The following is a 25,587-nucleotide window of genomic DNA, read 5'->3' as shown; positions in this document are numbered from 1 at the left end:
GACCGAAGTAAACCAGAATTCAAGGTATCTTTGAATTTTTGATCCTATAAATTTTCTACTGGCAAGATTCCGTATAATCACAAAAATCAAAATTAATGGGAAATACTATAGTGCCTGAAATTAGAATTTCGGGCATTTTTTTTTAAACCACAGCGATCACAGAGGATAACGCAGAGGGCTCGGTTATAAATTATGTATTTTTAGGGCTCCTCAGGTTGACTGAGGTTAGGAAACTCCCCCTTGAATTCAAGATTGTTTTTGCAATCTGAAGATTGGCAAAGTAGACATGGGGGATTTATAATGAGTCTCATGTATGACAGATGATCTAACTGTAGCATCAGGCCTTATTTTATCGTCTTACAAAAAAGATCTTTTATGAAATATTATTGGACCCTTTCGCTTCTACTTTTCCTTTTTCTTCAGAGTTGTCAAGAGGAGAATATACCGCTAAACCATTTAGAATTCTACTGGGATCAAACTGGCTGTGCTGATCCATGGAATACTAATTCTAACAACTCTAATGAAGAAACTCAGCAAGCCATTGAGGATTATCTGAGTGATAAAGGAGTAAGGGGTGCCAAAGTTACTTCGATAACCAATGAGGGTATCCAACTAGATTGCGAAGCATGTTTTTGCACAAATGGAACTCGGATTTATTTGACAGTTCCTAAAAATCAAAAAGGTAAAATGATTGACTTGGGGTTTAAGGAATCCCAATGAAATTTGTTTGTATTGATTCTCAAAAAGGTAAGCGAAAAACGGTAAAATCTAGGCCTGTTTATTTGATTACCTATAAGCTATCAGAGAAGCTATTCAGGTAAATCAGGCTGAATTGTAGCGACTTGGTTGGTTTTATCGTCTTTCCAAAAAAGATCTTTTATGAAATATTATTTGACCCTTTCGCTTCTACTTTTCTTTTTTCTTCAAAGTTGTCAAGAGGATAATATACCGCTAAACCATTTAGAATTCTACTGGGATCAAACTGGCTGTGCTGATCCATGGAATTCAAATTCCAACAACTCAAATGAAGAAATCCAACAAGCTGTTGAAAATTATCTGAAGGAGGAAGGAATAAGAAATGCAAAAGTTACTTCGATAACCAATGATGGTTTCCAACAGGTTTGCTTTGCATGTTTTTGCACAACTGGAAGACGGATAAATGTGACAGTTCCCACAAATCAAAAAGGTAAAATGATAGCCTTGGGGTTTAAGGAATCGCTCTAAAAAACGTGGTAATGCGGATTTTACAAAAAGGTGTATATAAATGGTGAAATCCCTAAGTGAGCTAAAGCATAAAAAAGCGCCCAGGACTTAATCATGGGTGCTTTTTTCTTAAGGTTGGAAAAAAAGCCCTAACAGAAAACACTTCTAGTCATCGCTTTTGTGTTTGATTGGAACCCAAAATTCTTCCTCAGAATCTGGGTCGTTGTTTTTATAGTTGTCTCCCATCAGTGCAAAATGAGGCCGATGATCCAACTCGTAAATTGATTCAGGAATCCAGCTTTCAATGATATACTGATACATTTTGGGAGCGTCGCTATCCAATCCTTTAAATGGAAATACAGCATAGAGTCCAGCTGGAATGAACAGTTTTTCCATTTCCTCTGGGATAATTTCAAAGTCTTCCACCTTCACAGCCGCCCATTTTTCAAATTCAGATGCAGGATTGAAGCTTTCGAAGTAGGATAAATTCGAATAGATTTCTACTGAATACAATTCATCAAAAACGCTACCCTCGATCTCTTTTCTTCGTGGCATAAATTTTTGCCAAAGAGCTTGAGTTTTATTGGCAATAAAATTCATTTGAATTCGCATTCCTATGAGTTTCGTATCTGGAAGAGTTTTGATACTTGGATTCATCGAATTTGATTTCTTAGCTGGTTATTGAATTTCGTTTATTTCTTTTTCGAGAAAGCTATTTATCACGAGGCTTAGCTTTTCATATCCTTCTTTAGAATAATGCACATCATCTGAGCCTAGTCCATATTCCCTGTGTATTTTGACTGACTTTCTATAGATGTCATTTATCTCAACATCGTGCTTTTTCATAATTGCTTTTGCCGCTTTATTGAATTTTTTCACATCAGAAGTGAACCTACCAGCTTCTTCGCTTGGCACATAAGAAGTGGTCACAAAGATTAATTTCGCATCGGTCTTTGACTTCATATAAGTCACCAGAGAGTCAAGGTTTTTGGCATATTCGTCCACGGTATAGGTCACGATGCCATTCACTTTATCCCGATTCCCGTATGCTTTTGAATCAGGATTTCTGTAAACCAAATCCCACAAACCCCAGTTGAATTGAACGATATCCCACTCCTCATCACCAAGCCATTCATCGATTTTCTTTAAGCCTGTGCCAGTATGTTGCGCATTACCAGGATTATGCGCAATCATTGCTTTCCCCTGAAAATGATCCTTTACAAAAGGAGTGTAGCCTATGGAAATGGAATCTCCAATGATCAATATGTTGGGTTGCCTTGAGCTAAAAGCAGTCAAGAAAACTAAAAACAATAACGTCGCTCCTAAAATGGTTTTATTCATCCTTCAAGATAATTAAGCGCGTCGTCTTTCCCAATGGCACTTTGAAAACACTTAATTCTTGCAGAGACACTAGAACTTGATATGCAGATTAATCAAGTTATTCCAAAAAAGCTTCGGAATAATGTTTCCTGAAAGGTAATTTCCTCAAATGAACAGATTGCTCCACTTTACTTAGGTAGATGGTTGACAATTTAAAAAGATTAGTTAGGATGAAAATGTCTTACCAGGCAATTCCATAATCATCGCCATAATCACTGGATCCTCCCCAGAAAGTGCCGTGTTTCCAGTCAAACCAAATCGCATTGATTGGACCGGAAGTCTTGTTCCAAAACTCTAAACTATAGCCTCTCTTTACTAGCTCTTTGCTGATCCAGTCCGGTGTATCTTCTCTAAGGACAATTGCTCCCGGTCTCATTTGATGATCGCCAAATGAACTTTGCATTTGATAAGAATTGAAATTTGGAGCCTCGGTTCCTTCTTGCACATCCATATCGAATTCTACAATATTTAAGAAAAGCTGCAAGAGATTCTGATCCTGTGAATCGCCGCCCTGCACTGCAAATGCGAGAAGAGGCTTTCCATCTTTCAAAGCCAGGCTAGGAGTGAGGGTTACTCTTGGTCTTTTTCCCGGTTCAGGAAGATTAAAGGGACTCAGATTTTCATCTAGGACGAAACTTTGCATACGCTGTGATAATCCCACACCCGTGTTACCTGCGACTACCGCGGGAATCCAGCCGCCGCTGGGAGTAACAGAAACTACCCAGCCTTCAGCATCTGCTGTTTCCACTGAAGTGGTGCCGCTTTGGAAGTCTGAAAGAAATTGCTCATCCAAGGTACTATTGATTTGATCTGGTGAAAGAGATGCCACTGCAGCGTGATTTTTTTTGAGAATGTCCAAGTATGGATTGGAACCTCCTTGGAATGGATAGGGATCCCCAGCTGTGATTTTTGGATCATTCAACTCTCCGATCAGTTTAGCCCGCTCTTTCGCATATTCTTTGGAAAGCAAACCTTTCATAGGAGAATCGACATAAGCCGGATCACCATAGTAAAAATCTCGGTCTGCAAAAGCCAAATTCATGGCTTGATATACTGTATGAATGTAATTGGCTGAGTTGTAGCCCATGGCTTTAAGGTCAAAATTCTCCAAAATATTCAAAGATTGTAGTAGGGCAGGGCCTTGGGTCCACTCTTGTAATTTGTAAACATCAATTCCCTTGTAATTGACATGTAATGGTTCCTCGATTTTCACCTTCCAATTGGCTAGGTCAGCTTCTGTAAAAAGTCCGCCTTGCTCTTGTGTTCCTCTGACGATTTCTTTGGCTATATCGCCTTTATAGAATCTGTCATAAGCAGCGTAGATTGCTTCTTCTCTTGATTTCCCTTCCTGCAAAGCGTTTCGTTCAGCTTCTACCAGCTTGGATAGTGTTTGAAATAAATCATCCTGCACAAAAATTTCACCTGCAACTGGTGCTTCTCTTTCTTCTCCCAAATGAGGTAGGAAGATTTTTGTGGAATAAGGCCACTCCTTAATTCGTTTTTTTTGAGCTTCCATAGCATTGGCAGTTTGCGCTTCTATAGGATAACCCTTAGCAAGTTCCATCGAAGGCTTGAGTATTTGCTCTAGGCTCATGGTTCCATATTCTGCGAGCATGGTCATGATGCCACCGGGAGTTCCTGGAGTTGTTGCTGCCAATGGACCATATTGAGGAGGATAATCCATCTCTTGAGATTTGAAAAACGCTACTGTGGCACCACTAGGGGCATAGCCCAATGCATTGATTGCAATAACTTTTTTTGTGTGGGGATTATAGATTAAAGCTTGAGTTTCTCCTCCCCAAGAGAGTACGTCCCACATAGTAGAAGTGGCTGCGATCATTGCACAAGCCGCATCTACCGCATTTCCGCCCTGATGGAAAATAGCAGCTCCAGCAGTAGCTCCAAGTGGCTTTCCAGTAATTGCTACCCAATTTTTCCCATGTAGAATTGGTTTATTATTGGGAGTAGTTCCGGCACCTAAGCCGGGGAGACCTTGTCCGTGTAGATTCCAACTGAAGAGTAAAAAAGCAATCAAATAAATTTTTTTCATCGAAAGAGTGGATGGGTTAATTGGCTTTTTCAATTAACTGGTTTACAATAGGTTTGAAGTCAGGAAATTTAGCATTGTAATAGGTGAACATCTGAAAAAATGTGTTGGGATCTTGGATAGAAAGCTCATTTATATTCGCAAATTCTTTCATTTCTTCTGCTTTATCCCCAAAAATCGCAAAAAGCTTTTTTCGGTTGGAAGGTACTTCAATCACATTTTTCCCTTGAAGATAATAGTAGATGTTTCTTTTAATGATTTGATGATTTCTGTTCCCTACCATCAATGCTGCATTGTAATTGGATTCTTTGAAAATCGCCATAGTTCTTCTCATTAATGGAAGTTCGCCATCTACTAACACCTCAAAAAATCCTGAAATAGGAGTTCCTTCATCTAGAAAATCCATTCCATTCACAAAATATCTGGGAACCATGTATGCAGAATCTACCCAGACCAAATTTTGAATTCTCACTCCAGGCATTACAGTTGCTTGGGTAGCTCCCGGGGAAATGAGCTCAAATAAATTTGAAGTAATGTTATATCGAATTCTAAACCCTTCTAAAATTTTTTGATCCTTGTATAGGAGAATGTTAGCTGTATTCCATTTTACGTCTAGGTAATTGTCACCTTCTACTTGGGTTGGTTGCGGGGCAATTCCATAGATCATATTTCCCCCAGCCAGATTTGGACGTTCGTTCAAAAGGTTAATAATATTTGTTGCTCTTATTGAGTGCTGAAGTGCGGCTCCTGTTCCACCTGCTTTAAATTTTACCAGATAAATTTTACCTAAATCCAACTCTTTTTTCAAGTCAATAACTTGTTCATACCTATTGAATCCTTGCAGATTTATGATCAACGTGTATTCTCCCTCAGTTACATTACTAAATTTAAAGTATCCACCGCCAGTAGTAATATTGCCAAAAGCCGTACCCTTTAATGTAACATTTGCTCCATCTAGATATTCCTGAGAATCGGAATCTAGTATTCTACCTTTGATATCCAAAGTCTGCGCTACTAGGCATATCGGCGAGAGTGAAAAAAGTAAGAAGAGGGAGCTGAAAAGTAGGTTTTTTTGATTTCTCCGCATGATAATGAGGTGCTATTTCGATTCGAATGAAAGATAGCGTAAATGATGGATTGTAACTAACTAGAACTCTTTCAAATTGATTTGAATATGATTTTCCTACTTTCAAGAGCCCAACTATTTGTGTTTCTGTGCAATTAGGAACTATATTTGGGGAGACGTAAAAGTTAACGTCTCCTTTTGATAATACTTCACACAACACATTTTGGAATTCTCATCATTTAATTTCGAAACCTCGCTTCAGGAAGGTCTGGACGCTATGGGTTTCGAAAAACCAACCCCAATCCAGGAAAAGGCCATTCCGGTCATCATGGAAAATAGGGATCTTATCGCTTGTGCCCAGACTGGAACTGGTAAGACCGCAGCATTTATACTTCCTATTCTTAATAAAATAAGCAAGAACGGATCTAGTACCTTGAATACACTTATTCTGGCGCCGACTCGTGAACTTGCTATTCAGATCGATCAACAAATTCAGGGTTTTGCCTATTTCTTGGGGATAAGTTCTATTCCAATTTATGGAGGAGGAGATGGTATCGTCTGGGAGCAGCAAAAGAAGGCGCTAGAAACTGGTGCTGAGATTATAGTAGCCACACCTGGGCGTCTTATAGCATTGCTAGCTGGCGGAAAAATCGATCTTACTACACTTGAACATTTGATTCTTGATGAAGCAGATCGGATGATGGATATGGGATTTTCAGATGACATTCTGAAGATCGTCAATTACCTTCCCAAGGATCGGCAAACTGTCCTTTTCTCTGCTACCATGCCTCCTAAAATCAGGCAGTTTAGTATGAAGTTTTTGAATAATCCTGCTGAAATATCCATTGCTATGGGTAAAACAGCTGATGGAGTAACTCAAGCTATGTATTCTGTGTATGATACGCAGAAAGAAGAATTAGTCAAAAATATCCTTTCTCAGAAAGCATACGAAGCAGTGATTATTTTTGCTTCGACCAAGGATAAAGTTAAATCACTCTTCAAAGTGCTAAAAAAGCATTTTGATATAGAGGCTTTTCACTCAGACTTGGAGCAAATCGAGCGAGAGAAAATTATGTCTGCCTTCAAAAATAAATCAGTAAAAATTCTCATTGGTACAGATATAATTTCTCGGGGTATAGATGTAGTGGGGATAGAATTGATTATCAATTATGATACGCCATCTGACCCGGAAGATTATGTCCACAGGGTAGGCCGTACTGCCCGTGCAGATGCAAAAGGTGAAGCGATTACTTTCGTAAATCCTAAAGATCAGTACAAGTTTGATAATATAGAAAAGCTGATTGGGATGAAAATCACACAAAACCCACTTCCCGAAGGATTTGAAACCGGTCCTACCTATACTGGAACTGCAACGAAAGGTAAGGCTGACTATGGTTCAAATAAAAAATCAGGATTCAATAAAAACAAGAAATCCGGGTCTGTAGATAAAAGAAAACCTTTTCCAAAAAGAGAGAATTCCCGCACAGAAAATCAAAAAGAGGGGCACAGTAGGCCAGTTGAAGCGAAAAAGTCAGCTGAGCCTAAGTTTACTACTGAGCCAAAGGAAGTGAAACCGGGCAAATTTGGAGTTCGAAAAAATGCCATTGATCCAGAGTAATTGATCAATAATGCCATTGCTAATTTGAAGTACTTCAATTAAATTGAAGTACTTTTTATTTTTAAAGATTTTTTGCAATGCATTATATAAGGCATAAAACACTAAGCTTATTCGTATCATTTTTACATGAGCTTATCGGAAAAAACGGTCATAAATTCTCCTCCTCGGGGTATTTTGAAAGTGAAGCAGAAGTCCCTGTCAAAAACTTTCAGATGAAGAATCTGCTTGTCATAGTTGGCGAAATTGGACTTAAGACATGAGCTCTAAAGTTTGACAAAACAAATATTTACAAAATTTGCTGAATGCTATGATGGTTCGAGCTATGCTCAGAATCAATGTTATTAAAAGATGGCTAAAGCCTACTTGAAGGTTTCAAAACACTAGAGAACAATGGTACTTAAGGAATTTATAAGACTTTTTGAGCGGGATACTGAGAGATTAAAACTTGAAATCGGCGCATATTCCACTGAAGAGAATTTGTGGAAAGTAGATCACAACATCACCAATTCGGCTGGGAATCTATGCCTTCATTTGGTGGGAAACATGTCCCATTTTGTAGGCAAAGAAATAGGAGGATTTGACTACAGAAGAGATAGAGAATTTGAATTTGCCGGAAAAAACGTTCCTAAATCTGAACTGATAGAACTGATAGAAAAGCTGCAGGATGTAGTAACTGCAAGCCTGGAAGGCTTGGATGAAATAATGCTTGAGCGAGATTACCCTCTGGAAGTATTTGGAGCAAAGATGACCCACAGTTATTTCCTGATTCACCTATATGGACATTTCAGCTATCACTTAGGTCAAATCAACTATCACAGAAGACTTTTGGATAAATAAGAGAATAGCCATAAGCAACAAAAAAGTCCCGTGTTAGCGGGACTTTTCCGTTGAGCTAGAATCTTATTTTTTTAATAAAGAACTCTGAAGCGAATAGTGCCCGGAATATGCTTCAAGGCATTTATTGCTTCATTGGAATAGGCTTTATCGATATCTGTGATCACGTAGCCGATTTTCTCGTTGGTCTTCAGATATTGCCCTACGATGTTGATTTCGAAGTTGGCTAAGATCTGGTTGATTTTTGCCAAAACACCGGGTTCATTCATGTGAATATGAATAAGCCGATGAGCTTTCTGCAAGAAAGGCAACTGGATGTTCGGGAAGTTTACAGAGTTATAGGTATTACCGGTGTTGATGTATTCCATGATTTTGCCAGGAACAAATCGTGCTATGTTCTCTTGTGCTTCCAAGGTGCTGCCGCCGATATGAGGAGTCAAAATTGTATTTGGAAGACCAATCAATTCAGACACAAATGGCTCTTTGTTATTTTTTGGCTCTTCTGGGAATACATCGACTGCACATCCGGCTAATCTTCCAGAAAGGATCGCATCTCGCAGTGCTGGGATTTCCACCACATGGCCGCGGCTGAGATTCAGCAAATAGGAGCCAGGCTTCATCAATTCGATTTTTTCTCTATTGATGACATGTTCGTTTTCTTTTCTACCATCCACATGAAGTGAAATGATATCGCATGTACTCATCAATTCATCCAGGGAATTAACCTTTGTAGCATTGCCCAGCGCTAGCTTTTCAATCACATCATAATAGAAAACATTCAAGCCCATTCCTTCTGCAAGAACGGAAAGCTGTGCACCTATATTTCCGTAACCTACGATACCGAGTTTTTTGCCTCTGATCTCGAAACTTCCCGAAGCAGATTTGTCCCACTTGCTCTCATGCATGGAAGCAGTTTTATCTACAAAGTTTCTCATCAGGAAGATGATCTCAGCGATTGCCATTTCCACCACAGATCGGGTATTGCTGAAAGGGGCGTTGAAAACTGCGATGCCTTTTTCCTGACAAGCTTCCAGATCGATCTGATTTGTACCGATACAAAAGGCTCCTACAGCGATCAGTCGATTCGCATTCTCCAATACTTTCTTGGTGACGTTGGTCTTAGAGCGAATCCCTAGAATAGAGACAGTTTTGATTTTCTCACAGAGTTCATCTTCGGACATGGCCGAGCTTACGACTTCTACTTCGTATCCTTCTTCATTGAGTAAATCGACACCGATTTGGTGGACATTTTCAAGGAGCAATACCTTGATTCTGCTTTTTGGGTAAGAGAATTTCGTGTTCAAATTATTGACGTATAAAATTTCATCTAAACTTGGCGCGATATGATCGGCCTCTTTGGTTACTTTAGGACGGTTTACATTTTCAGTAAATGCATAAAACTTATTGGCTAAGCCTGATTTCTTGATTTCATAATCAGTGTAACCATCACCGATTACATAGATTTCACCTTCAAGATTGATTTTTTTGATGGTTTCTGCTTTGCCATTATTCTGCGAAAGGGGATTGTCATGATTGAAATCTACGATATTATCGGATTCATCATAGACAAATTCATTTGCGAATACATTGTCATGATGAATTCCGTAATCCGCAACAATAGGAATAATGAAATCCTTGAAACCATTGGATACGATGAAAATGTTTGCCGAATTGTCCTGCAGAAATTCTTTGTTTCGCTCAAAGGATTTAGAAACTTTTTGCTTCAAAACAATGATCAAATCCGCTATTTGGGACTTGCTGGCTTTGAGAATATCGATTCGCTGGATCAAACTGTCCCGAAAGGTGACATTACCTTCCATTCCTTTATCAGTTATATCCTTGATGGCTTTGAGTTTTACTTCCCGATCTGGATCATTGAGAAGACTGATTTCGCCCAAAATATCCAGAGCTTCAACTTGAGTAAACGTACTGTCAAAATCAATAATAAACTTTGTAGGGTGAGGCATGTGAAGGGTTAATAGGTTAATTCGACTGTAAAATTACAGGATTGTTAAAAAAATTGAAGATTTATTGAAAAAATTGTTTCAAATCTTTTTCTCAATCAATTTTTTCGTAATAAATACGGCAAATAGGCAGGAATTCCGAATTAGTATAAGTTTGCCAAACATTCATGCTTTTCTTTTTCTCTCCGATTCTAAAACGTATTTTTGGGCTTAAATTCCTGTACGTTATGAAAAACTCGCATTTAGTCATACTCGCGTTTGGTATTGTGATCAGCACAGCCTGCCAAAATCAGAAGTCCGAAACAGTAACCGAAGAAATACAAACTGAGGTAACTTCTACCGCTTCAATTCCTGGAAACTATGGCGCTGACCTAGATGTGTTAGGGGTAGTTTCACCGGCAGAAATGATCTTGGTGGTGGAAAAGGAAGGGGATTTTGAAGGGAAAATTTCTGGTGAGATTAAAGAAGTATGTACTAAAAAAGGTTGCTGGCTTACTATGGATCTTCCCAATGGAGAGAGCATGCGAGTGACATTTAAAGATTATGGATTTTTTGTACCGACGACTTCCCAAGGATATCCTGTTATTTTGGAAGGCGTAGCTGTGTTGACAGAGACAGATGTGGAAACACTGAGACATTATGCTGAAGACGGTGGTATGAGCAAAGAAGACCTGGAGAAAATCACTGAACCAAAGCGGGAGATCACCTTTGAGGCAGTTGGTGTGGTGATTAAAAGTAAAGCCTAATATGCCGATAGCGCTCGATAACCTGCGTGTAGGCAGAAAGTATCAATTGATCAACATGGGCGAAATCAGACAGGTTGAGATTGTAGCTCGGTTACGAGGTGCCAATTTCAAAGTAAAGGATCTTGATACCCTTGAATTCTATACCATTGAGGAATTACTTCAATGGGGCATAGGAAAGGATTACGATATCGATGAGATCTTTCGATAGAAATCAGACTATATAAATTCTTCCATACCAACGTCTTTCTAAGATTTATAAATCGTAGAAATCAATTTTCCATTAAATAAATCATGAGCAATAAAAGTACAGTAAAAGCTATTCTAGGGGCGAAATGTCCTCAGTGTCACGAAGGTGATTTGTTTTCTGTGCCAGTTAATAGCTACCGTAAATTGTCCGATGTCAACAAGTCTTGCTCCGTTTGCGGTGCCAATTTTCATGCAGAACCAGATTTTTTTTACGGTGCGATGTACATCAGTTACGCCTTCTCAGTAGCTCTGGTAATTGCTACCTTGGTGGTGTTGAATGTGCTGATGGTCAGACCTGAGCTTTGGATGTACCTTACTACAGTTGTTGTGTTAAATGCGATTTTGCTGCCATTGATGCTTCGTTATTCAAAAGTGCTTTACCTTTACAACCTAGGCAAATTGAAATATCGAGGGTATTAATGCCTCAGGTATTTTTTTGGAGAAATAAGGATCATCAGAAGACATACTGAAACAAGAAGAAGGAAAAATAAAGCTGGTAATCCGCCTATCACAGATAGAATCCGCACTCCGTCAATTCCTGAATAAGTTATCATCACCCAAGAGAGAAATCCTATCAGCACGCCCCAAATGACTTTAAGGTTGGTGTCAGACTCAAATGGATCACCTTTCTGCTTTTTCATGCTGATACTTGCCAAGGCATCTGTGCTTGAATCTGCAGCAGTGACGTAGGAAATGAATATGCCTAGAATGAAGAGCTGCGCAAATACTTTGAAATACCCCATATCGTCAAAAACCCTATAAATGACAGATTCTGGGCCTGAGTTCTCATATAAATCTTTGTAATCCTGAGTATTCACCGCAGCAAAATCCAGCGTAGTTCCTCCAAAAATTCCCATCCAAATCAAGCAAAACGACGCAGGTAAAAACCAGTTCATTAATAAAAACTCTCTAACGGTTCTGCCCACAGCTATTTTTCCCAGAAATAAAGCTGTCATCGGCGCCCACGCCATCCACATGGCAAAATTGAACGTTGACCAATCGTAAGTCCAGGTATTTCCCGCTCCACTCAATTGTAAGCTCAGGTCAGTGAAATTTGAGAAGTATAGGCTAAAGCCGGTTAGAATGGAATCTAGTATTTTCCCTCTTTCTCCTAAAATCACAAAGAGAATAGCGATCAAGAAAAAGAATCCCAGATTGAAAAGTGACAGGTTTTTTATTCCTTTTTCAATACCTGTAGAGGCTGAGATAATGAATGTAATCAAGATCGCCAGCGTAATCATTCCAGTAAGTAAAGTGGGATTTAGATCAGGGAAAAAGGCAAGAAATCCACCTGAGAGACTTAGTATTCCTGCGCCAAGTGCTGCAGCCATTCCAGTCACCAAAGCGAAAAGACTGAACATATCCAATCCCGTTTCCCAGAATCTATGAGGTGAAGTGCCAATCATTGGCCTCAGCATTATCCCTAAGCTAAACCGGCTTTTTCCGGAATAATACATCAATGCAAATACTAAGGCGGGGACAGCGTAGATCGCATAAGGCGTAAATCCCCAATGGAAGTATAAAGCTCCCAACGCAAATGACCGAGCTTCTTCTGAATTAGGGTCAAAATCTCTGAAGCCGGGAGGAAAAAGAAAGTGGGAGAGCGGCTCAGCACTTCCCCAAAACAAGATTCCAACAGCGATGGTAGTACAAAGGACGATAGCAAACCAACTTATTCTATTCAATCTGGGTACGGCTGATTTACCTCCGATTTTATAATTACCCAAAGGAGAAAAGAAGACCGCGATTGCCAACAAGGTCATCGCAAAGGAAAGCCAGCTAAAACCAATTGAGAAGTTGGTAAGAATGCTTTGCTGAATATTTCTGACGATATCAATAAATGAATCAGGAAACAGAATACTACTCAATACAGCGAGTATTAAAAGTATAAATGGAGGCCAGAAGACCCAGGGACGGATATTGAATTGAAAAAAACGTGATTTGCGAGTCATTGGAAATTAAGATACCTGATTTTGCGAAAGCCTGAAAATCTTACCAAGTTACTTTTCGATATCGGGTTAATTTTGATAGCTTATAAGTTATGAATAAACTCCTTCGCTTTTCTTTACATCTGATGGCCACATTATATATGTTGGCTGGATTGAATCATTTCTTTCGACCTGATTCTTACTTGCCTCTGATTCCTCCTTATATTCCAGCACACGAATTAATGAATATTTTAGCAGGAATTGCCGAAATCGTTTTGGGATTTGGACTTCATTTTCGTGCCACTCGTTATTGGTCTGCTTGGGGTATTATTGCTATGCTAATTGCTTTTCTTCCCGTGCATATTTATTTCATACAAGTTGATTCATGCCTAGACAACAGTATTTGTTTGCCTGTGTGGACAGGATGGTTTAGGTTGATTGTGATTCATCCACTATTACTTGCTTGGGCATACCTGTACACGCGTAAAATTTAATTCTAAATTTTATCTGTAATAGCCTATTCTATTGAAAAAAATTTGTTTGTTAGTAATACTAACTATTTGAAAGATTTGTTAACTTTTTCATCAAATGATCGTTTCTACCATAGTTACAAGACTTTTCTATGGAGAACTTATTGAATAATATGAAAATGGAGGTGCATGATAACCTTTATCTGAAGGAGCCTTTTAGCTCAGAATTGGGTAGTTCCATAGTGCAAGAAGGCGCTGTACTTATACGGAATTTGGGAATGGAGCATTTCACATTTAAGAAACTTGCCGTCAATATTGGAGTGACTGAAGCGGCAGTTTACCGATACTTTGAGAATAAGCACATGTTATTGCTTTACCTTACTGCTTGGTATTGGGCATGGATGGAAGTAAATTATGTGTATGCTACTGCAAATCTAGAAAGTAGCAAAGCTCGCTTGTCCATTGCAATGAAGCTCATGGTCAATGGGCCGGTTTTTACAAGAAATGTTCATATAAATCCTGAAGATTTGCGAAATATAGTAGTCAACGAATCGCTCAAAGGATACTTGACGAAAACAGTAGATGTGGAGCATGAAAGCGGGATTTTCGCGCAAGTTTATAATTTCGGTGAGCGAATTTCTGAATTGATATTTGAAATAAACCCATCATATCTTTATCCAAAAACCTTGGCATTTACAATTATGGAGTCCAGTTTACTTCATGCGTTTAATGCAAAGCATCTACCAGACATGACTGAGCAATCATTAGACTCGGAAAACCGTCTGCTCTTTTTTGAAGATTTAATTATAAAGGCGATTTCAAATGAATAATATTAAGACAATTACTCCCATAAAGCGATTTTTCAATCTTCTGAAAGAGGAAAAGGATCAAGTTTATTCGATCTACTTTTATGCCATTCTGAATGGATTGGTAGCTCTGTCACTTCCATTGGGGATTCAGGCTATTTTGAATTTCGTCCTTGGTGGAAGGATTACTACTTCCTGGGTGATCTTGGTGCTCATAGTAGCCGCAGGTATAGCTTTCGGTGGTTTTCTACAGGTTTCTCAGTTGCAAATCACAGAGAAACTACAGCAAAGAATTTTTGCCAAATCAGGGTTATCTATGGCATATAGACTGCCTAAGATAAAATCTGAGCTTTTCCACGGCAAGTATGCACCCGAGATTGTCAATAGATTTTTCGATACAATTAATCTTCAAAAGGGCGTATCCAAAATCTTGGTGGATTATTCCACAGCATTGATTCAGGTGGTTTTTGGGCTGATTTTGTTATCATTTTATCATGCGACGTTTATTCTATTTGGGATAGTTCTTGTTCTCATCTTAATTGTGATATTTTATTTCACGAGTGCAAAAGGTATGTCCACCGCGATGAAAGAGTCAACCTACAAGTATGAGACGGCCTATTGGTTGGAAGAAATCGGCAGGACACTCAACACATTTAAGCTTATCGGAGGAGATTCTAAGTTGCCAATTCTAAGAGTGGACAAGCTTCTGAAGCGCTATGTCGAGTTCAGAATAGATCACTTTTCTGTATTGATATTTCAATACAAAGTGCTCATAGGATTCAAGGTACTTATTGTGACTAGCCTTTTGATAGCAGGAAGTTTATTGTTGATAAATGAACAAATAAGTATAGGTCAATTCGTTGCTGCTGAGGTAATAATCATCATGGTGGTCAATGCGGTGGAGAAATTGATTATCTCGCTAGAGACGGTTTATGATACACTTGTGGCCTCAGAAAAACTAGGGCAGGTCATGGATATGGAACTTGAAGGACATAATGAAGCCGAAAAAGACATTACTACTCAGTCCACAGGAATTAAATTGGCTATGGAAAATGTCATCTTTCAGCCAAGAGATGTAAGCAAACCCATTTTGAAAGGAGTTACTCTTACTGTCGAACCTGGTTCAAAAGTAGTGATTACCGGTAAAAGCGGAAGTGGCAAAAGTGCTATTCTTGCATTGCTATCTGGTCTTTACGAAAGCTATCAGGGTAAAGTAAAAGTTAATGATCTATCGTTGGAGATGATCAATTTGGATAAATATAGAAGTGTGGTAGGTGACTGTTTAGAATTGCAGCAGATTTTCCATGGGACTATAGCAGAAAATATTTTAGTAGGACGTGATATAGATCCTAATCAAATGGAGTTTCTCATCGAATTGGTGGGTTTAAAAGAATTTATTTACCAACTCCCCGATGACTTGGAAACAATGCTTCTCCCTGAAGGCAGAGGACTTTCTAGAAAATTAGCTCAAGCGATTATCCTTGCAAGAGGATTTGTAGGAGATCCGCAAGCATTGATATTGGAAAATGGCCTTCAGCATATAGATAAGGAGGTAAAACTACGGGTTATGGCATACTTGTTTGGAGGTAATTGGACGCTCTTGATGGTCACTCAAGATGAGCAGGTGATCAAGCAAGCAAGTCAGGTAATCGTGATGGACGATGGCCATCTTATCTACCAAGGGAATCAATTGGGATATCAAAATTTTTTAACTCTTAACTCTTAGGACTATGTTAAACATCTCTGAAAATATAATCAAAGATCGAAAGCCTTTTGAGCAATCAGAAAGTCTGAAAATGACTTTAGCAAGTGCACAGAAGAAGAGACGGGTGCGGATACTATTTGTGTCCTGCTGCATAGTTTTTCTCATGCTTTTCCTTCCATGGACTCAGTATATCAGATCAAAAGGCTATGTCACAATGCTTCAGCCTGAGCACCGCGCTCAGACCATTCAATCTGTAATAGCAGGTAGGATAGATAAGTGGTATGTAAATGAAGGATCTTATGTAAGTAAGGGAGATACCATCGTCAGTATTACAGAGGTGAAAGATGAGTACTTCGATTCGTTGCTATTGCCTAGGACGCAGCTCCAGGTGGAAGCAAAGAATCTTTCAGCTCTTTCTTACAAGGAAAAAGTAAAGGCGTTGGATAGTCAGATAGCAGCTTTGGAGCGAAATAATATTTTAAGAAAAGAGCAAGCTAGGAATAAGCTACAGATGGCAGAATTAGAAGTGGAGTCTGATAGCATCCGTTTTGAACAAGCCAAAGTCAATTATGAAATCGGTATTAAGCAACTTGAAAGAGCGGAAAAACTCTATGAAGAAGGATTACGATCTCTCACTGATCTAGAAACTCGCAGGTTGAAATTCCAAGAAGTGAAGGCAAGTGTAATTGGAGCACAGAACAGTTTATTGAGCAGCAGGAATTCCTTCATTTCTGCTCAAATAGAGCTGGGTGCAATAGACAATGATTTCAGCGATAAATTGGCTAAAGCTGAATCGGACATGTACACAGCCCAATCAAGTCAATACGATGCAGAAGGTTCTGCTACCAAACTTGAAAATCAATATTCCAACTATGAGGCGCGGAAAGGTTTTAGACACATTCTGGCGCCACAGGACGGATTTATAGCTGAGGCCATTCAAGTTGGTTTAGGTGAGACGATAAAAGAGGGAGACCAAATAGTCAATATTGTGCCTTCCAATGGTGATCTAGCGGTAGAGATGTACATCTCGCCCGTTGATTTGCCATTAATGGTCGTGGGGAAAAAAGTACGTTTCATTTTTGATGGCTGGCCAGCGATTGTATTTACAGGCTGGCCTAGGCTATCCAATGGTACATTCGGAGGAGTGATTGTAGCTATTGATCAATTTGCAGGCACGAGTAATCAATTCAGAGTTTTGGTGGGAGAGGATCCGGAAGAGGAGGCTTGGCCTGAGGTTCTGCGGGTAGGATCTGGAGCGGATGGAATAGCTTTACTTAATGATGTGCCGGTATGGTATGAAATCTGGAGACAACTTAATGGGTTTCCGGCTGATTACTATACGAGAATTCAGAAAGATAAAATAGCATCAGGAAAGAAATGAAAAGGATATTCTTTACTTTCTTACTATTTGCCAGCAGTTTAAATCTTCATGCTCAAGGTGGTGATACCTTAGCTTTTGAGACATATCTGGAATGGGTGAAGTCGTACCACCCGCTTTCAGCTCAAGCTGATATCATGCTTACGATGGGAGATATGGAAGTCCGTACCGCCAGAGGAAGTTTCGATCCTTTGCTTTATGGTAATCTGGATAAGAAAAGTTACGACGAAAAGGCCTATTACGATAAACGAGAGGCTGGTATTTCCATCCCTACCTGGGCTGGAATAGAGCTAAATGGAGCCTTTGAACAGAATTCAGGACAATTTATCAATCAAGAAAACGCTCTGCCAACAGGAGGTTTGTTGTCAGCGGGAGCGTCTATTAATCTTGGACAAGGGTTGATTTTAGATGATAGAAGAGCAGGGCTACGAAAAGCGCAGATTTACCAACAGTCCACGGAGTCGGATCGTAAAAGACTGCTCAATGAACTGTATCTCCAAGCTACTGACGCATATTGGAATTGGTCGCTTGCCCATGCGAATAAAGTTTTGCTAGCTGAAGGAGTAGAATTAGCCATCATTAGATTTAGAGGGGTGAAAATCAGTTACGAGCAAGGAGATTTTCCGGCTATAGATACTGTGGAAGCAGCCACGCAACTTTTGAATAGAGAGTATAATCTCTTAAAGGCTGAAAATGAGCTTTTCGTCCGAACTCAAGAGCTTAGCAATTTTCTATGGGATGATTCTGGTAATCCTATTGCGCTGGATATGGCAACATTTCCCGAGAATCTCTATTCAGGCCAGTCATTGATATTAAATGAAGAAGAGCTTCGCGTACTGATTGCAGCGCATCCTGAGTTGATGCTCGTAGATTATGAATTGGCTAGCTTGGATGTGGAGAGACGACTCAAAGCTCAACAGATTATTCCTGTGGTAAAGCTTAAGTATAATTTTCTGACAGAAGAGGTAAATCAATTTGATCAAAACACTTTCTTTGAGAACAATTATAAATGGGGACTAACAATGTACACACCATTGATGTGGAGAAAGGCGAGAGGTGGAATGCGACTGGCAGAAGCTAAAATTGATTTCAAGGAAAACTCCAGAGATTTGAAAGAACTTCAGCTTCGCACCAAACTCGAAAATGAACTGAACAGCTGGAGTGCATTAAATGCTCAGATCAATACTTACACTCGAAATGTCGTCGCTTTGGAAATGCTCCTGCAAGGGGAATTGAGGCGTTTTGAGATTGGAGAAAGCAGTTTGTTTCTAGTAAATAGCAGGGAAGTATCGGTGTTTGGTTCAAGAATTACTTTAAACGAATTACTTTCCAAACGAAAAATCACCTATGCAAAAACGAGGTATGCAGCCGGAGTTGGATTTGAATGATTCTACTATTTGAGTTAAGTTTACACTGAACAAAAAAACAGTTTTATGCCCGCTTTTGTAATAATAGAAGTTGATATCACGGATCCTGAAAAGTACAATGCTTATAAGGAACTAACGCCTGCGACAGTTTCAGCGTATGGCGGTAAGTTTATCCTTCGTGGAAATCCTGTCACCGTCTTAGAGGGAGATTGGAATCATGAGCGATTGGTGATGCTGAAATTCCCTACGAAGGAGAAAGCTGAAGCTTGGTATAATTCAGAAGGATATCAGCATGCCAAATCTGTAAGAGCTGGTGCTGCCATTGCCAAATTTCTGTTGATAGAATCATAAATTTCTGAGTAGAGGATCCAATCAAAAAGGCTTCCAATTGGAAGCCTTTTTGATTGAATACCAGTTGATTATAAGTCTGGTTGAGGAGTCATTCTCAAATAGGGTTTGATGACTTTGTGTCCCTTAGGAAATTTCGCAGGGATATCTTCAGTCTGGATACTTGGAGAGACTACAACATCTTCACCTTGCTTCCAATTGGCTGGCGTAGCCACTGAATAATTGGCGGTCAACTGCAGAGAGTCGATTACTCTTAGCAACTCATCAAAGTTTCTACCTGTGCTTGCTGGGTAAGAGATAATAAGTTTGATCTTCTTATCATTTCCTATAATAAATACGGAGCGAACTGTGAAGTTTTCACTGGAATTAGGATGAATCATATCATATAAATCCGACACTTTTCTATCCTCATCTCCGATGATCGGGAAATTCACGGTAGTGCCCTGTGTCTCATTGATGTCAGAAATCCAGCCTCTGTGGTTTTCTACTCCATCTACACTTAGCGCTAGTACTTTTGTGTTTCGCTTTGCAAACTCATCCTTAAGCTTCGCTACTGCTCCTAATTCTGTCGTACATACCGGAGTATAGTCAGCGGGGTGTGAGAATAGAACTCCCCAACCATCTCCTAAATACTCGTATAAATCAATTTTTCCTTCTGTAGTGTCGGCCGTAAAGTTTGGGGCCGTGTCGCCTAGTCGTAATGCCATATTAGTTATTGTTTAAAAGTTCTGTTTTCTATACGTCCAATATAACATCCAATGTGCTTTTCGGTTCCTGTTTTTCTAAATCTTTATAAAAAAATAGGGGAACATAAACCCATTTTGGGAAAAGTAAGTTGTAAGTCCAACTTATACTTTTACTTCGTAAATAAACTAAAACCAAACACAATGAAAACTTACTACAATCCAGAGGACCTTAAGAATTTTGGCAAAATAGGTGAATTTCAAAAGCCTCTCGCCGATAAGTTTTTTGAGTATTATGGAGAAGTCTTTGCCGAAGGCGCACTCACGGCAAGAGAGAAATCGTTGATCGCACTTGCAGTTGCCCATACGATCCAGTGCCCTTATTGTATTGATGCATACACTACAGATACCATGGAAAAAGGCTGCGACGAGGAGCAAATGATGGAGGCCGTTCATGTGGCAGCGGCTATCCGAGGAGGTGCATCGCTGGTACATGCTACTCAAATGATGAATAAAGTGAAGGAAATATCAATGTAATCAATGAAGTCTCTAAAAGCGCAAGATCACCCACTATCTAGCTCAGAAGCTGAAATTCAACACTTAGAAAGCGATATGCCAGGCTTTTCAGGGGATAGTTTTGCTTCTGAACTTAAGAAAATCAATCTTTTTCCTCTAAAACCAACTCAGATCGAAGTTCTGCAAATCAATCTGGGCAAAATGTGCAATCAGGTTTGCAAACACTGCCATGTGGATGCTGGGCCTGACCGCAAAGAAATCATGACCCGTGACACCATGCAGCAATGTCTGGAAGTCGTAAAAAATCATTCAGTTACCACAATTGATCTTACTGGCGGAGCGCCAGAAATGAATCCTGAATTCCGTTGGTTTGTAGAAGCTATACGCTCCATAGATTCTGAGATTACTATAATTGTCCGATGCAATCTCACCATCATTCTGGCGAATCCTAAATACCACGATTTGCCTGAGTTTTTTATGAAGCATAGAATTGAAATTGCTTCTTCTTTACCTTACTTCACAGCAACCAAAACAGATTCCCAGCGTGGGGATGGTGTTTTCGAGAAATCTATCAAAGCGCTAAAACTGCTGAACGACCAGGGATATGGAGTAGAAGGAACTGGTTTGGTTTTAAATTTAGTCTATAATCCTTCTGGCGCATTTATGCCTGCAGCACAAGCTGGCTTGGAAGCGGAGTTTAAGAAGCGTCTTGATGATAAATATGGCATTACTTTCAATTCTCTTTTTACTATTACCAATTTACCGATTAGTCGATTTCTGGAATATCTCCTGAGAAGTGAAAACTATGAGGGGTATATGGAAAAGCTAATTGATAGTTTCAATCCTGTGGCCGCCTCTGGAGTAATGTGCAGAAACACCATCTCAGTAGGATGGGACGGTTATTTGTATGATTGTGATTTCAATCAAATGCTGGAGCTTAAGGTGACATCTATAGATTCGCAGCATATAAAAGACTGGAATGAGAAATCACTTACTGAGAGAGACATCATAGTCAAAAATCACTGCTTCGGATGCACGGCAGGAGCAGGATCAAGTTGCGGAGGTACAACAGCATAATATGAAGGACGGGATACTAATTTTTCAGAAAAATGCTGAGCTGGGTAAAGTAAAAACCAGACTTGCAGCCACTATAGGAGATCAAGCAGCATTTGAAGCATATCAGCTTTTGGTAAAATTCACACATAAAGTAGTTTCAAAAAGTCCAGTACAGAAGATTCTCTTTTTCTCAGATCATCTGGAAGAAGACCTATCAAAATATCCTTCAGAATACCGATTTGAATTACAGTCAGGCCAGGATTTGGGTGAAAAGATGAGTAATGCCTTTCAACAGCTTTTCGAAGAGAAGTTTGACCGTCTGATAATAGTAGGAACGGATTGTGCAGAGATCACTGCAGAACTGATTTCTGAAGCATTTGACGAATTAGACGAAAACGACGCGGTGATAGGCCCTGCACATGATGGAGGATATTATTTGCTCGGTATGCGCAAGTTTATTCCAGGTTTATTTAAAGGAATTCCATGGAGTACTGACAAAGTATCATCATTGACGAAGGAATATTTGACTCAGAATGAGATTTGTTTTGCACTGCTTCCTACACTTTCGGATGTGGATTATGAACAGGAATGGAATAGATTTAAGTATAAACTTTAATCTTAATATTTCTTTAATTTTTGGAGAAAACTAGTGGAAACCTCCATCTTACTTCAGATTTTGGTCATTAAAAAAACACAGAATCAAACCCATCACTTCTTAATAGAGATATATGTTGTTAAAAATCTATAAACCAGTAAGTCTCGTTTTAATGTCCTTTTTGCTACTGATGGGATCCAGCATGAATTGCTTTAGTCAGACCAAAACGAACACTTATGATATTGTGCTGGCTGGATTCACGATTGGAAGCATGCAGGCAGATAAAACAACCCTTCCAACTGGCGAGGATTACCAAATTCATAGCAAAGTCGAATTTTGGTTTTTTGGTAAAATTCATGTTGAATTTCTTCAAAATGTCAAGTTTCAAGATGGACAGTTGATAAAAGCCACTACCAAATCAGATTCGAATCGTGGCAATTTTGTGACAACAATAGATTGGAACAAAGATCACTATGACATAGATGCCAATTCATATAAATTCCACAATGAAGATCCAATAAATCAGGCTGTTTTTGGAACTCCTGCCAAATTATATTTTCAAGAACCCAAAGATGGCGATATTCTTATTTCTGAGAATTTCGGTATGCTTACCACTGTCAGAGAGGTTGATAAAGGCGTTTACGAGATAGATGTTAATGGAAATATGAACCGTTTTCAATACGAAAATGGGATTTTGCAAAAGGTAATACTGGAAAACAACATCAAGAATTATTCGATCCAGCGTAGGGATGACTGAGGAGTGTAAGATTTCGGTAATTATTCCCTGCCTGAATGAAGAGGAAAATTTGAAAGAATTGATTCCTTACATTCAAAAATATGGTAATGAATTACTTTCAGAAATTATTTTAGTGGATGGGGGTTCTATCGACAATTCCTCAGCAGTAGCGAAATCTTTCGGTGCTGTATTTGTCAAATCACCTATCTGCTCCAGAGCTGCCCAGTTAAATTTTGGTGCCCATAAAGCTAAAGGTGATATTTTTTACTTTGTACATGCTGACACCAGACCTTCCAAAGAATTTTCAAAAGCGATTTCACTAGCTATATCCCAAGGAAAACAAGTCGGATGTTTTCGCTATCGGTTTGATCGTGAAAGTAGACTTTTGAAGTTTAATTCGTGGTTTACGCGTTTCAATGGACTTTTGTCTGGAGGAGGCGATCAATCGTTATTTATTAAAAAATCATTTTTTGAGACATTAGGTGGATTCGATGAGTCCTTTTGCATTATGGAAGATTTTGAACTAGTCAGACGAATACGGCAAAAATCTGATTTCCATGTCCTTCCAGATGAAATGATAGTTTCGGCGCGGAAATACAGTGAAAATAGTTGGTTGAAAGTGCAGCTCGCTAATTTAATGGCTTTCAGTCTTTTTTTGTTAAAAGCTAAGCCAGCTTCAATCAAAAGTTTATATTTAAATTTTTTAAATAAAAGAATCAAAAGTATAACAGAAGTTGAATGAATCAAGCGACAATTAATGGCATCCAACAAGTAGGGATAGGGGTAAAAGATGCAAATCAGGCTTGGGCTTGGTATCGTAAAGCATTCAAGATGGATGTGCCGATTTTTCAGGATAGTGCTGAGGCCAAATTGATGACTCGCTACACTTCTGGCAAAGTGGAAAGTAGGCATGCGATCCTAGCCTTGAATATGCAAGGTGGCGGTGGATTTGAGATTTGGCAATATACTTCTAAAGTTCCGCTGGCATCCGAGGAAGAGCTTACCTGGAAAGATTTGGGAATTTTGGCCGTAAAAATGCGTTGTCATGATACACAGAAAACTTATGCTCATTTGAAAAATGTGGGCGCTGTAATGCTGGGTGAACCTGCAAAAAACCCACTGGGTATTTGGCATTTTTATGTAAAAGACCCATACGGAAATATGTTCGAACTGATAGAAAATGGTTCTTGGTTCAGTAAGAACAAGGACTTTACAGGTGGAGTGCTAGGCGTAGTAATAGGCGTATCCTCTGTAGATGCTGCACTCCCTATTTACCAAAATCATTTAATGCAAACTGAAATTCTTTTTGATAAAACTGGCATTTGGGAGGATTTTGCTCAAGTAGGAGAGGGACAAACAGAATACCGCAGAGCTATTCTTCAGGGTTCCTCTGTCATGACAGGAGCTTTTGGAAGATTGTTTTGCCAGTCTCAGATAGAATTGATAGAAACTAAAAATCAGCCTAGAAATAAGGCTTTTGAAAATAGAAACTGGGGCGATTTAGGATTTATCCATGTATGCTTTGATGTGAACGGAATGAGTGCAATCAAAGAGAACCTTGCAAAAGAAGGCATGGCTCTGACAGTCGACAGTGGCAATGAGTTTGACATGGGCAAAGCCGCTGGTAGATTCTCATACTTAGAAGATCCGGATGGCACATTGATTGAAATGGTAGAGACTTTCAAAGTTCCGATCATGGAGAAATTAGGCTGGTATTTGAACCTTGGCAAAAGGAAAAGCACTAAGAACCTACCAAACTTTGTGGTAAAGCTCCTTTCTCTCAATCGCGTAAAAGCATAATCTCAATTTAATTTCCAGAAATCAAGCGGGCTAGGTCAACCAAACGGTTGGCGTAGCCCGCTTCGTTATCATACCAGCCCACGACTTTGATCATATTTCCTTTAGCTGAGGTGAGCGCTGAATCGATGATGCAGGAATGTGAATTCCCTATGATATCAATAGATACGATAGGAGCGTCCTCAACTTCAAGAAATCCCTTCAAATAACCCTTACTCGCATCTCTGAATGCTGCGTTTATCTGATCTTCTGTGACATCTTGCTTCAGTTGCACGATCATATCAGTCAACGAACCATCAGGTACAGGAACTCTCATCGCAGACGCTTCTATTTTTCCTGCCAATTCTGGCAAAATCTCATCCAGAGCTTTTCCTGCATTTGTCGTGGTCGGAATAATGGAGTATGCAGCCGCTCTAGCTCTTCTCAGATCGCGATGAGGTGCATCATGAAGATTTTGATCGTTGGTATAAGAATGAACCGTAGATGCAAAGCCTTTGACCACTCCGAAATTATCATCCAGCACTTTCACCATTGGCGCCAGGCAGTTTGTGGTACATGAAGCATTGGAGACTATTTTTTCATCGCCATTGAGGATGGAATCATTTACTCCTAAAACCACCATCTTGATAGTCGGATCTAGGGATGGAGCAGAAATGATTACTTTTTTTGCTCCTGCGGTAAGATGTTTTTCTGCGCCACTCCGATTAGTGAATCTTCCAGTACATTCGATGACCAAGTCAATATCTAAATCTCCCCAAGGAAGTTTTTCAGGATCAGATTGTCCTAACAATTGAATTTCATGTCGATTTACTTTCAGAATTGAGTCTAAGAGCTCAATTTTACTATCAGATTTGCCATGAATGGAATCGTATTTCAGTAGATGAGCTAAAGAAACTGGATCAGCCAAATCATTAATAGCCACTAGAGTTAATCCTTTCTTTTCCAGAATAAGTTTTGCAGTATATCTGCCTATTCGGCCAAAGCCATTTATGGCTATTCTGATATTATTGGTTGGTTTCATTGGTAGTTTTCTAATTGGGAATCAAAAATAGGAAAATCAACCACAAACCTTCTGAAGAAAATTTTATTCCTTTGGAC

27 protein-coding genes are annotated in these 25,587 nt (G+C 39.3%); 19 read left to right on the top strand and 8 right to left on the bottom strand.

Annotated elements, in window-relative coordinates; translation table 11 throughout:
* Positions 1–375 precede the first annotated feature (375 nt).
* Positions 376–720: a hypothetical protein gene (locus tag BVH04_RS11580; RefSeq protein WP_086541629.1), complete on the top strand. Its 345-nt coding sequence runs from the start codon at positions 376–378 to the stop codon at positions 718–720.
* A gap of 159 nt (positions 721–879) precedes the next feature.
* Positions 880–1,224, top strand: a complete 345-nt coding sequence (locus tag BVH04_RS11575) for a hypothetical protein (RefSeq protein ID WP_086541628.1) — start codon at positions 880–882, stop codon at positions 1,222–1,224.
* Between the two features lie 144 nt (positions 1,225–1,368).
* Here BVH04_RS11575 and BVH04_RS11570 read toward each other — a convergent pair whose 3' ends face one another.
* The 4 genes from BVH04_RS11570 to BVH04_RS11555 form a co-directional block, all read right to left on the bottom strand.
* Positions 1,369–1,860 carry a GyrI-like domain-containing protein gene (locus BVH04_RS11570; protein WP_086541627.1) on the bottom strand — a complete coding sequence of 164 codons (492 nt, stop codon included), beginning with the start codon at positions 1,858–1,860 and terminating at the stop codon, positions 1,369–1,371.
* Positions 1,861–1,881: 21 nt separating this feature from the next.
* On the bottom strand, positions 1,882–2,544 hold the full coding sequence (locus BVH04_RS11565; protein ID WP_086541626.1) for an SGNH/GDSL hydrolase family protein: 663 nt from the start codon (positions 2,542–2,544) through the stop codon (positions 1,882–1,884).
* Between the two features lie 220 nt (positions 2,545–2,764).
* The gene (locus tag BVH04_RS11560; protein WP_086541635.1) at positions 2,765–4,633 is read right to left on the bottom strand and encodes a gamma-glutamyltransferase family protein; all 1,869 of its coding nucleotides are present in this window, start codon (positions 4,631–4,633) and stop codon (positions 2,765–2,767) included.
* A 16-nt stretch (positions 4,634–4,649) separates the two neighbouring features.
* On the bottom strand, positions 4,650–5,717 hold the full coding sequence (locus BVH04_RS11555) for a carboxypeptidase-like regulatory domain-containing protein (RefSeq protein ID WP_086541625.1): 1,068 nt from the start codon (positions 5,715–5,717) through the stop codon (positions 4,650–4,652).
* 202 nt (positions 5,718–5,919) lie between these two features.
* Between BVH04_RS11555 and BVH04_RS11550 the strand changes: the two genes are divergently transcribed.
* A complete protein-coding gene (locus BVH04_RS11550; protein WP_086541624.1) occupies positions 5,920–7,314 on the top strand; it encodes a DEAD/DEAH box helicase in 1,395 nt (464 codons plus the stop codon).
* A 390-nt stretch (positions 7,315–7,704) separates the two neighbouring features.
* The gene (locus BVH04_RS11540; protein WP_086541622.1) at positions 7,705–8,151 is read left to right on the top strand and encodes a DinB family protein; all 447 of its coding nucleotides are present in this window, start codon (positions 7,705–7,707) and stop codon (positions 8,149–8,151) included.
* Between the two features lie 71 nt (positions 8,152–8,222).
* On the opposite strand, the gene serA is transcribed toward BVH04_RS11540, so the two are convergent.
* On the bottom strand, positions 8,223–10,115 hold the full coding sequence (serA, locus tag BVH04_RS11535; RefSeq protein WP_086541621.1) for a phosphoglycerate dehydrogenase: 1,893 nt from the start codon (positions 10,113–10,115) through the stop codon (positions 8,223–8,225).
* A 224-nt stretch (positions 10,116–10,339) separates the two neighbouring features.
* On the opposite strand from serA, the gene BVH04_RS11530 reads away from it, so the two are divergent.
* From BVH04_RS11530 to BVH04_RS11520, 3 genes are all read left to right on the top strand, one after another.
* Entirely contained in the window at positions 10,340–10,858 is a 519-nt protein-coding gene (locus BVH04_RS11530) for a DUF4920 domain-containing protein (protein ID WP_086541620.1), read from the top strand.
* 1 nt (position 10,859) lies between these two features.
* A complete protein-coding gene (locus tag BVH04_RS11525) occupies positions 10,860–11,066 on the top strand; it encodes a hypothetical protein (protein WP_086541619.1) in 207 nt (68 codons plus the stop codon).
* 83 nt (positions 11,067–11,149) lie between these two features.
* Positions 11,150–11,524, top strand: a complete 375-nt coding sequence (locus BVH04_RS11520; protein WP_086541618.1) for a DUF983 domain-containing protein — start codon at positions 11,150–11,152, stop codon at positions 11,522–11,524.
* Here BVH04_RS11520 and BVH04_RS11515 read toward each other — a convergent pair.
* On the bottom strand, positions 11,521–13,056 hold the full coding sequence (locus BVH04_RS11515; RefSeq protein ID WP_086541617.1) for a BCCT family transporter: 1,536 nt from the start codon (positions 13,054–13,056) through the stop codon (positions 11,521–11,523). The genes BVH04_RS11520 and BVH04_RS11515 overlap by 4 nt on opposite strands.
* Before the next feature lie 89 nt (positions 13,057–13,145).
* Between BVH04_RS11515 and BVH04_RS11510 the strand changes: the two genes are divergently transcribed.
* From BVH04_RS11510 to BVH04_RS11485, 6 genes are all read left to right on the top strand, one after another.
* Complete coding sequence (locus BVH04_RS11510; RefSeq protein WP_086541616.1) at positions 13,146–13,526, top strand: DoxX family protein; 381 nt, start codon at positions 13,146–13,148, stop codon at positions 13,524–13,526.
* A gap of 128 nt (positions 13,527–13,654) precedes the next feature.
* Positions 13,655–14,332, top strand: coding sequence for a TetR/AcrR family transcriptional regulator (locus BVH04_RS11505; protein WP_086541615.1), 678 nt, complete (start codon positions 13,655–13,657; stop codon positions 14,330–14,332).
* Positions 14,325–16,034, top strand: a complete 1,710-nt coding sequence (locus BVH04_RS11500) for a peptidase domain-containing ABC transporter (protein ID WP_086541614.1) — start codon at positions 14,325–14,327, stop codon at positions 16,032–16,034. The genes BVH04_RS11505 and BVH04_RS11500 overlap by 8 nt, the downstream gene beginning before the upstream one ends.
* A gap of 4 nt (positions 16,035–16,038) precedes the next feature.
* Complete coding sequence (locus tag BVH04_RS11495; protein WP_086541613.1) at positions 16,039–17,394, top strand: HlyD family secretion protein; 1,356 nt, start codon at positions 16,039–16,041, stop codon at positions 17,392–17,394.
* Positions 17,391–18,779 (top strand): TolC family protein, encoded by a 1,389-nt coding sequence (locus BVH04_RS11490; protein WP_086541612.1) that lies wholly within the window; start codon positions 17,391–17,393, stop codon positions 18,777–18,779. The genes BVH04_RS11495 and BVH04_RS11490 overlap by 4 nt, the downstream gene beginning before the upstream one ends.
* Positions 18,780–18,824: 45 nt before the next feature.
* Complete coding sequence (locus BVH04_RS11485) at positions 18,825–19,109, top strand: DUF1330 domain-containing protein (protein WP_086541611.1); 285 nt, start codon at positions 18,825–18,827, stop codon at positions 19,107–19,109.
* Between the two features lie 68 nt (positions 19,110–19,177).
* Here the strand turns inward: BVH04_RS11485 and BVH04_RS11480 are convergent, their stop codons facing one another.
* Positions 19,178–19,813 (bottom strand): peroxiredoxin, encoded by a 636-nt coding sequence (locus BVH04_RS11480; protein ID WP_086541610.1) that lies wholly within the window; start codon positions 19,811–19,813, stop codon positions 19,178–19,180.
* 180 nt (positions 19,814–19,993) lie between these two features.
* Here BVH04_RS11480 and BVH04_RS11475 point away from each other — a divergent pair, with 180 nt between their 5' ends.
* The 6 genes from BVH04_RS11475 to BVH04_RS11450 all read left to right on the top strand — a co-directional run bounded on the left by BVH04_RS11475 (position 19,994) and on the right by BVH04_RS11450 (position 24,492).
* A complete protein-coding gene (locus BVH04_RS11475; protein WP_086541609.1) occupies positions 19,994–20,326 on the top strand; it encodes an arsenosugar biosynthesis-associated peroxidase-like protein in 333 nt (110 codons plus the stop codon).
* Between the two features lie 3 nt (positions 20,327–20,329).
* On the top strand, positions 20,330–21,382 hold the full coding sequence (arsS, locus tag BVH04_RS11470) for an arsenosugar biosynthesis radical SAM (seleno)protein ArsS (RefSeq protein ID WP_086541608.1): 1,053 nt from the start codon (positions 20,330–20,332) through the stop codon (positions 21,380–21,382).
* Between the two features lies 1 nt (position 21,383).
* Entirely contained in the window at positions 21,384–21,977 is a 594-nt protein-coding gene (locus BVH04_RS11465) for a TIGR04282 family arsenosugar biosynthesis glycosyltransferase (protein ID WP_086541607.1), read from the top strand.
* A gap of 151 nt (positions 21,978–22,128) precedes the next feature.
* Positions 22,129–22,713 (top strand): DUF6134 family protein, encoded by a 585-nt coding sequence (locus BVH04_RS11460; RefSeq protein ID WP_140160575.1) that lies wholly within the window; start codon positions 22,129–22,131, stop codon positions 22,711–22,713.
* Positions 22,706–23,434, top strand: a complete 729-nt coding sequence (locus BVH04_RS11455) for a TIGR04283 family arsenosugar biosynthesis glycosyltransferase (RefSeq protein ID WP_086541605.1) — start codon at positions 22,706–22,708, stop codon at positions 23,432–23,434. Before BVH04_RS11460 ends, BVH04_RS11455 begins: the two co-directional genes overlap by 8 nt.
* Positions 23,431–24,492, top strand: a complete 1,062-nt coding sequence (locus BVH04_RS11450) for a VOC family protein (protein ID WP_086541604.1) — start codon at positions 23,431–23,433, stop codon at positions 24,490–24,492. The genes BVH04_RS11455 and BVH04_RS11450 overlap by 4 nt, the downstream gene beginning before the upstream one ends.
* A gap of 7 nt (positions 24,493–24,499) precedes the next feature.
* Here BVH04_RS11450 and gap read toward each other — a convergent pair whose 3' ends face one another.
* Positions 24,500–25,510 carry a type I glyceraldehyde-3-phosphate dehydrogenase gene (gene gap, locus BVH04_RS11445; protein WP_086541603.1) on the bottom strand — a complete coding sequence of 337 codons (1,011 nt, stop codon included), beginning with the start codon at positions 25,508–25,510 and terminating at the stop codon, positions 24,500–24,502.
* Positions 25,511–25,587 lie beyond the last annotated feature (77 nt).

It is taken from the genome of Algoriphagus antarcticus (assembly GCF_002150685.1).
In the GTDB taxonomy this organism is placed as follows: Bacteria; Bacteroidota; Bacteroidia; order Cytophagales; family Cyclobacteriaceae; genus Algoriphagus; species Algoriphagus antarcticus.
This window is presented reverse-complemented; position numbering and strand designations above follow the sequence as displayed.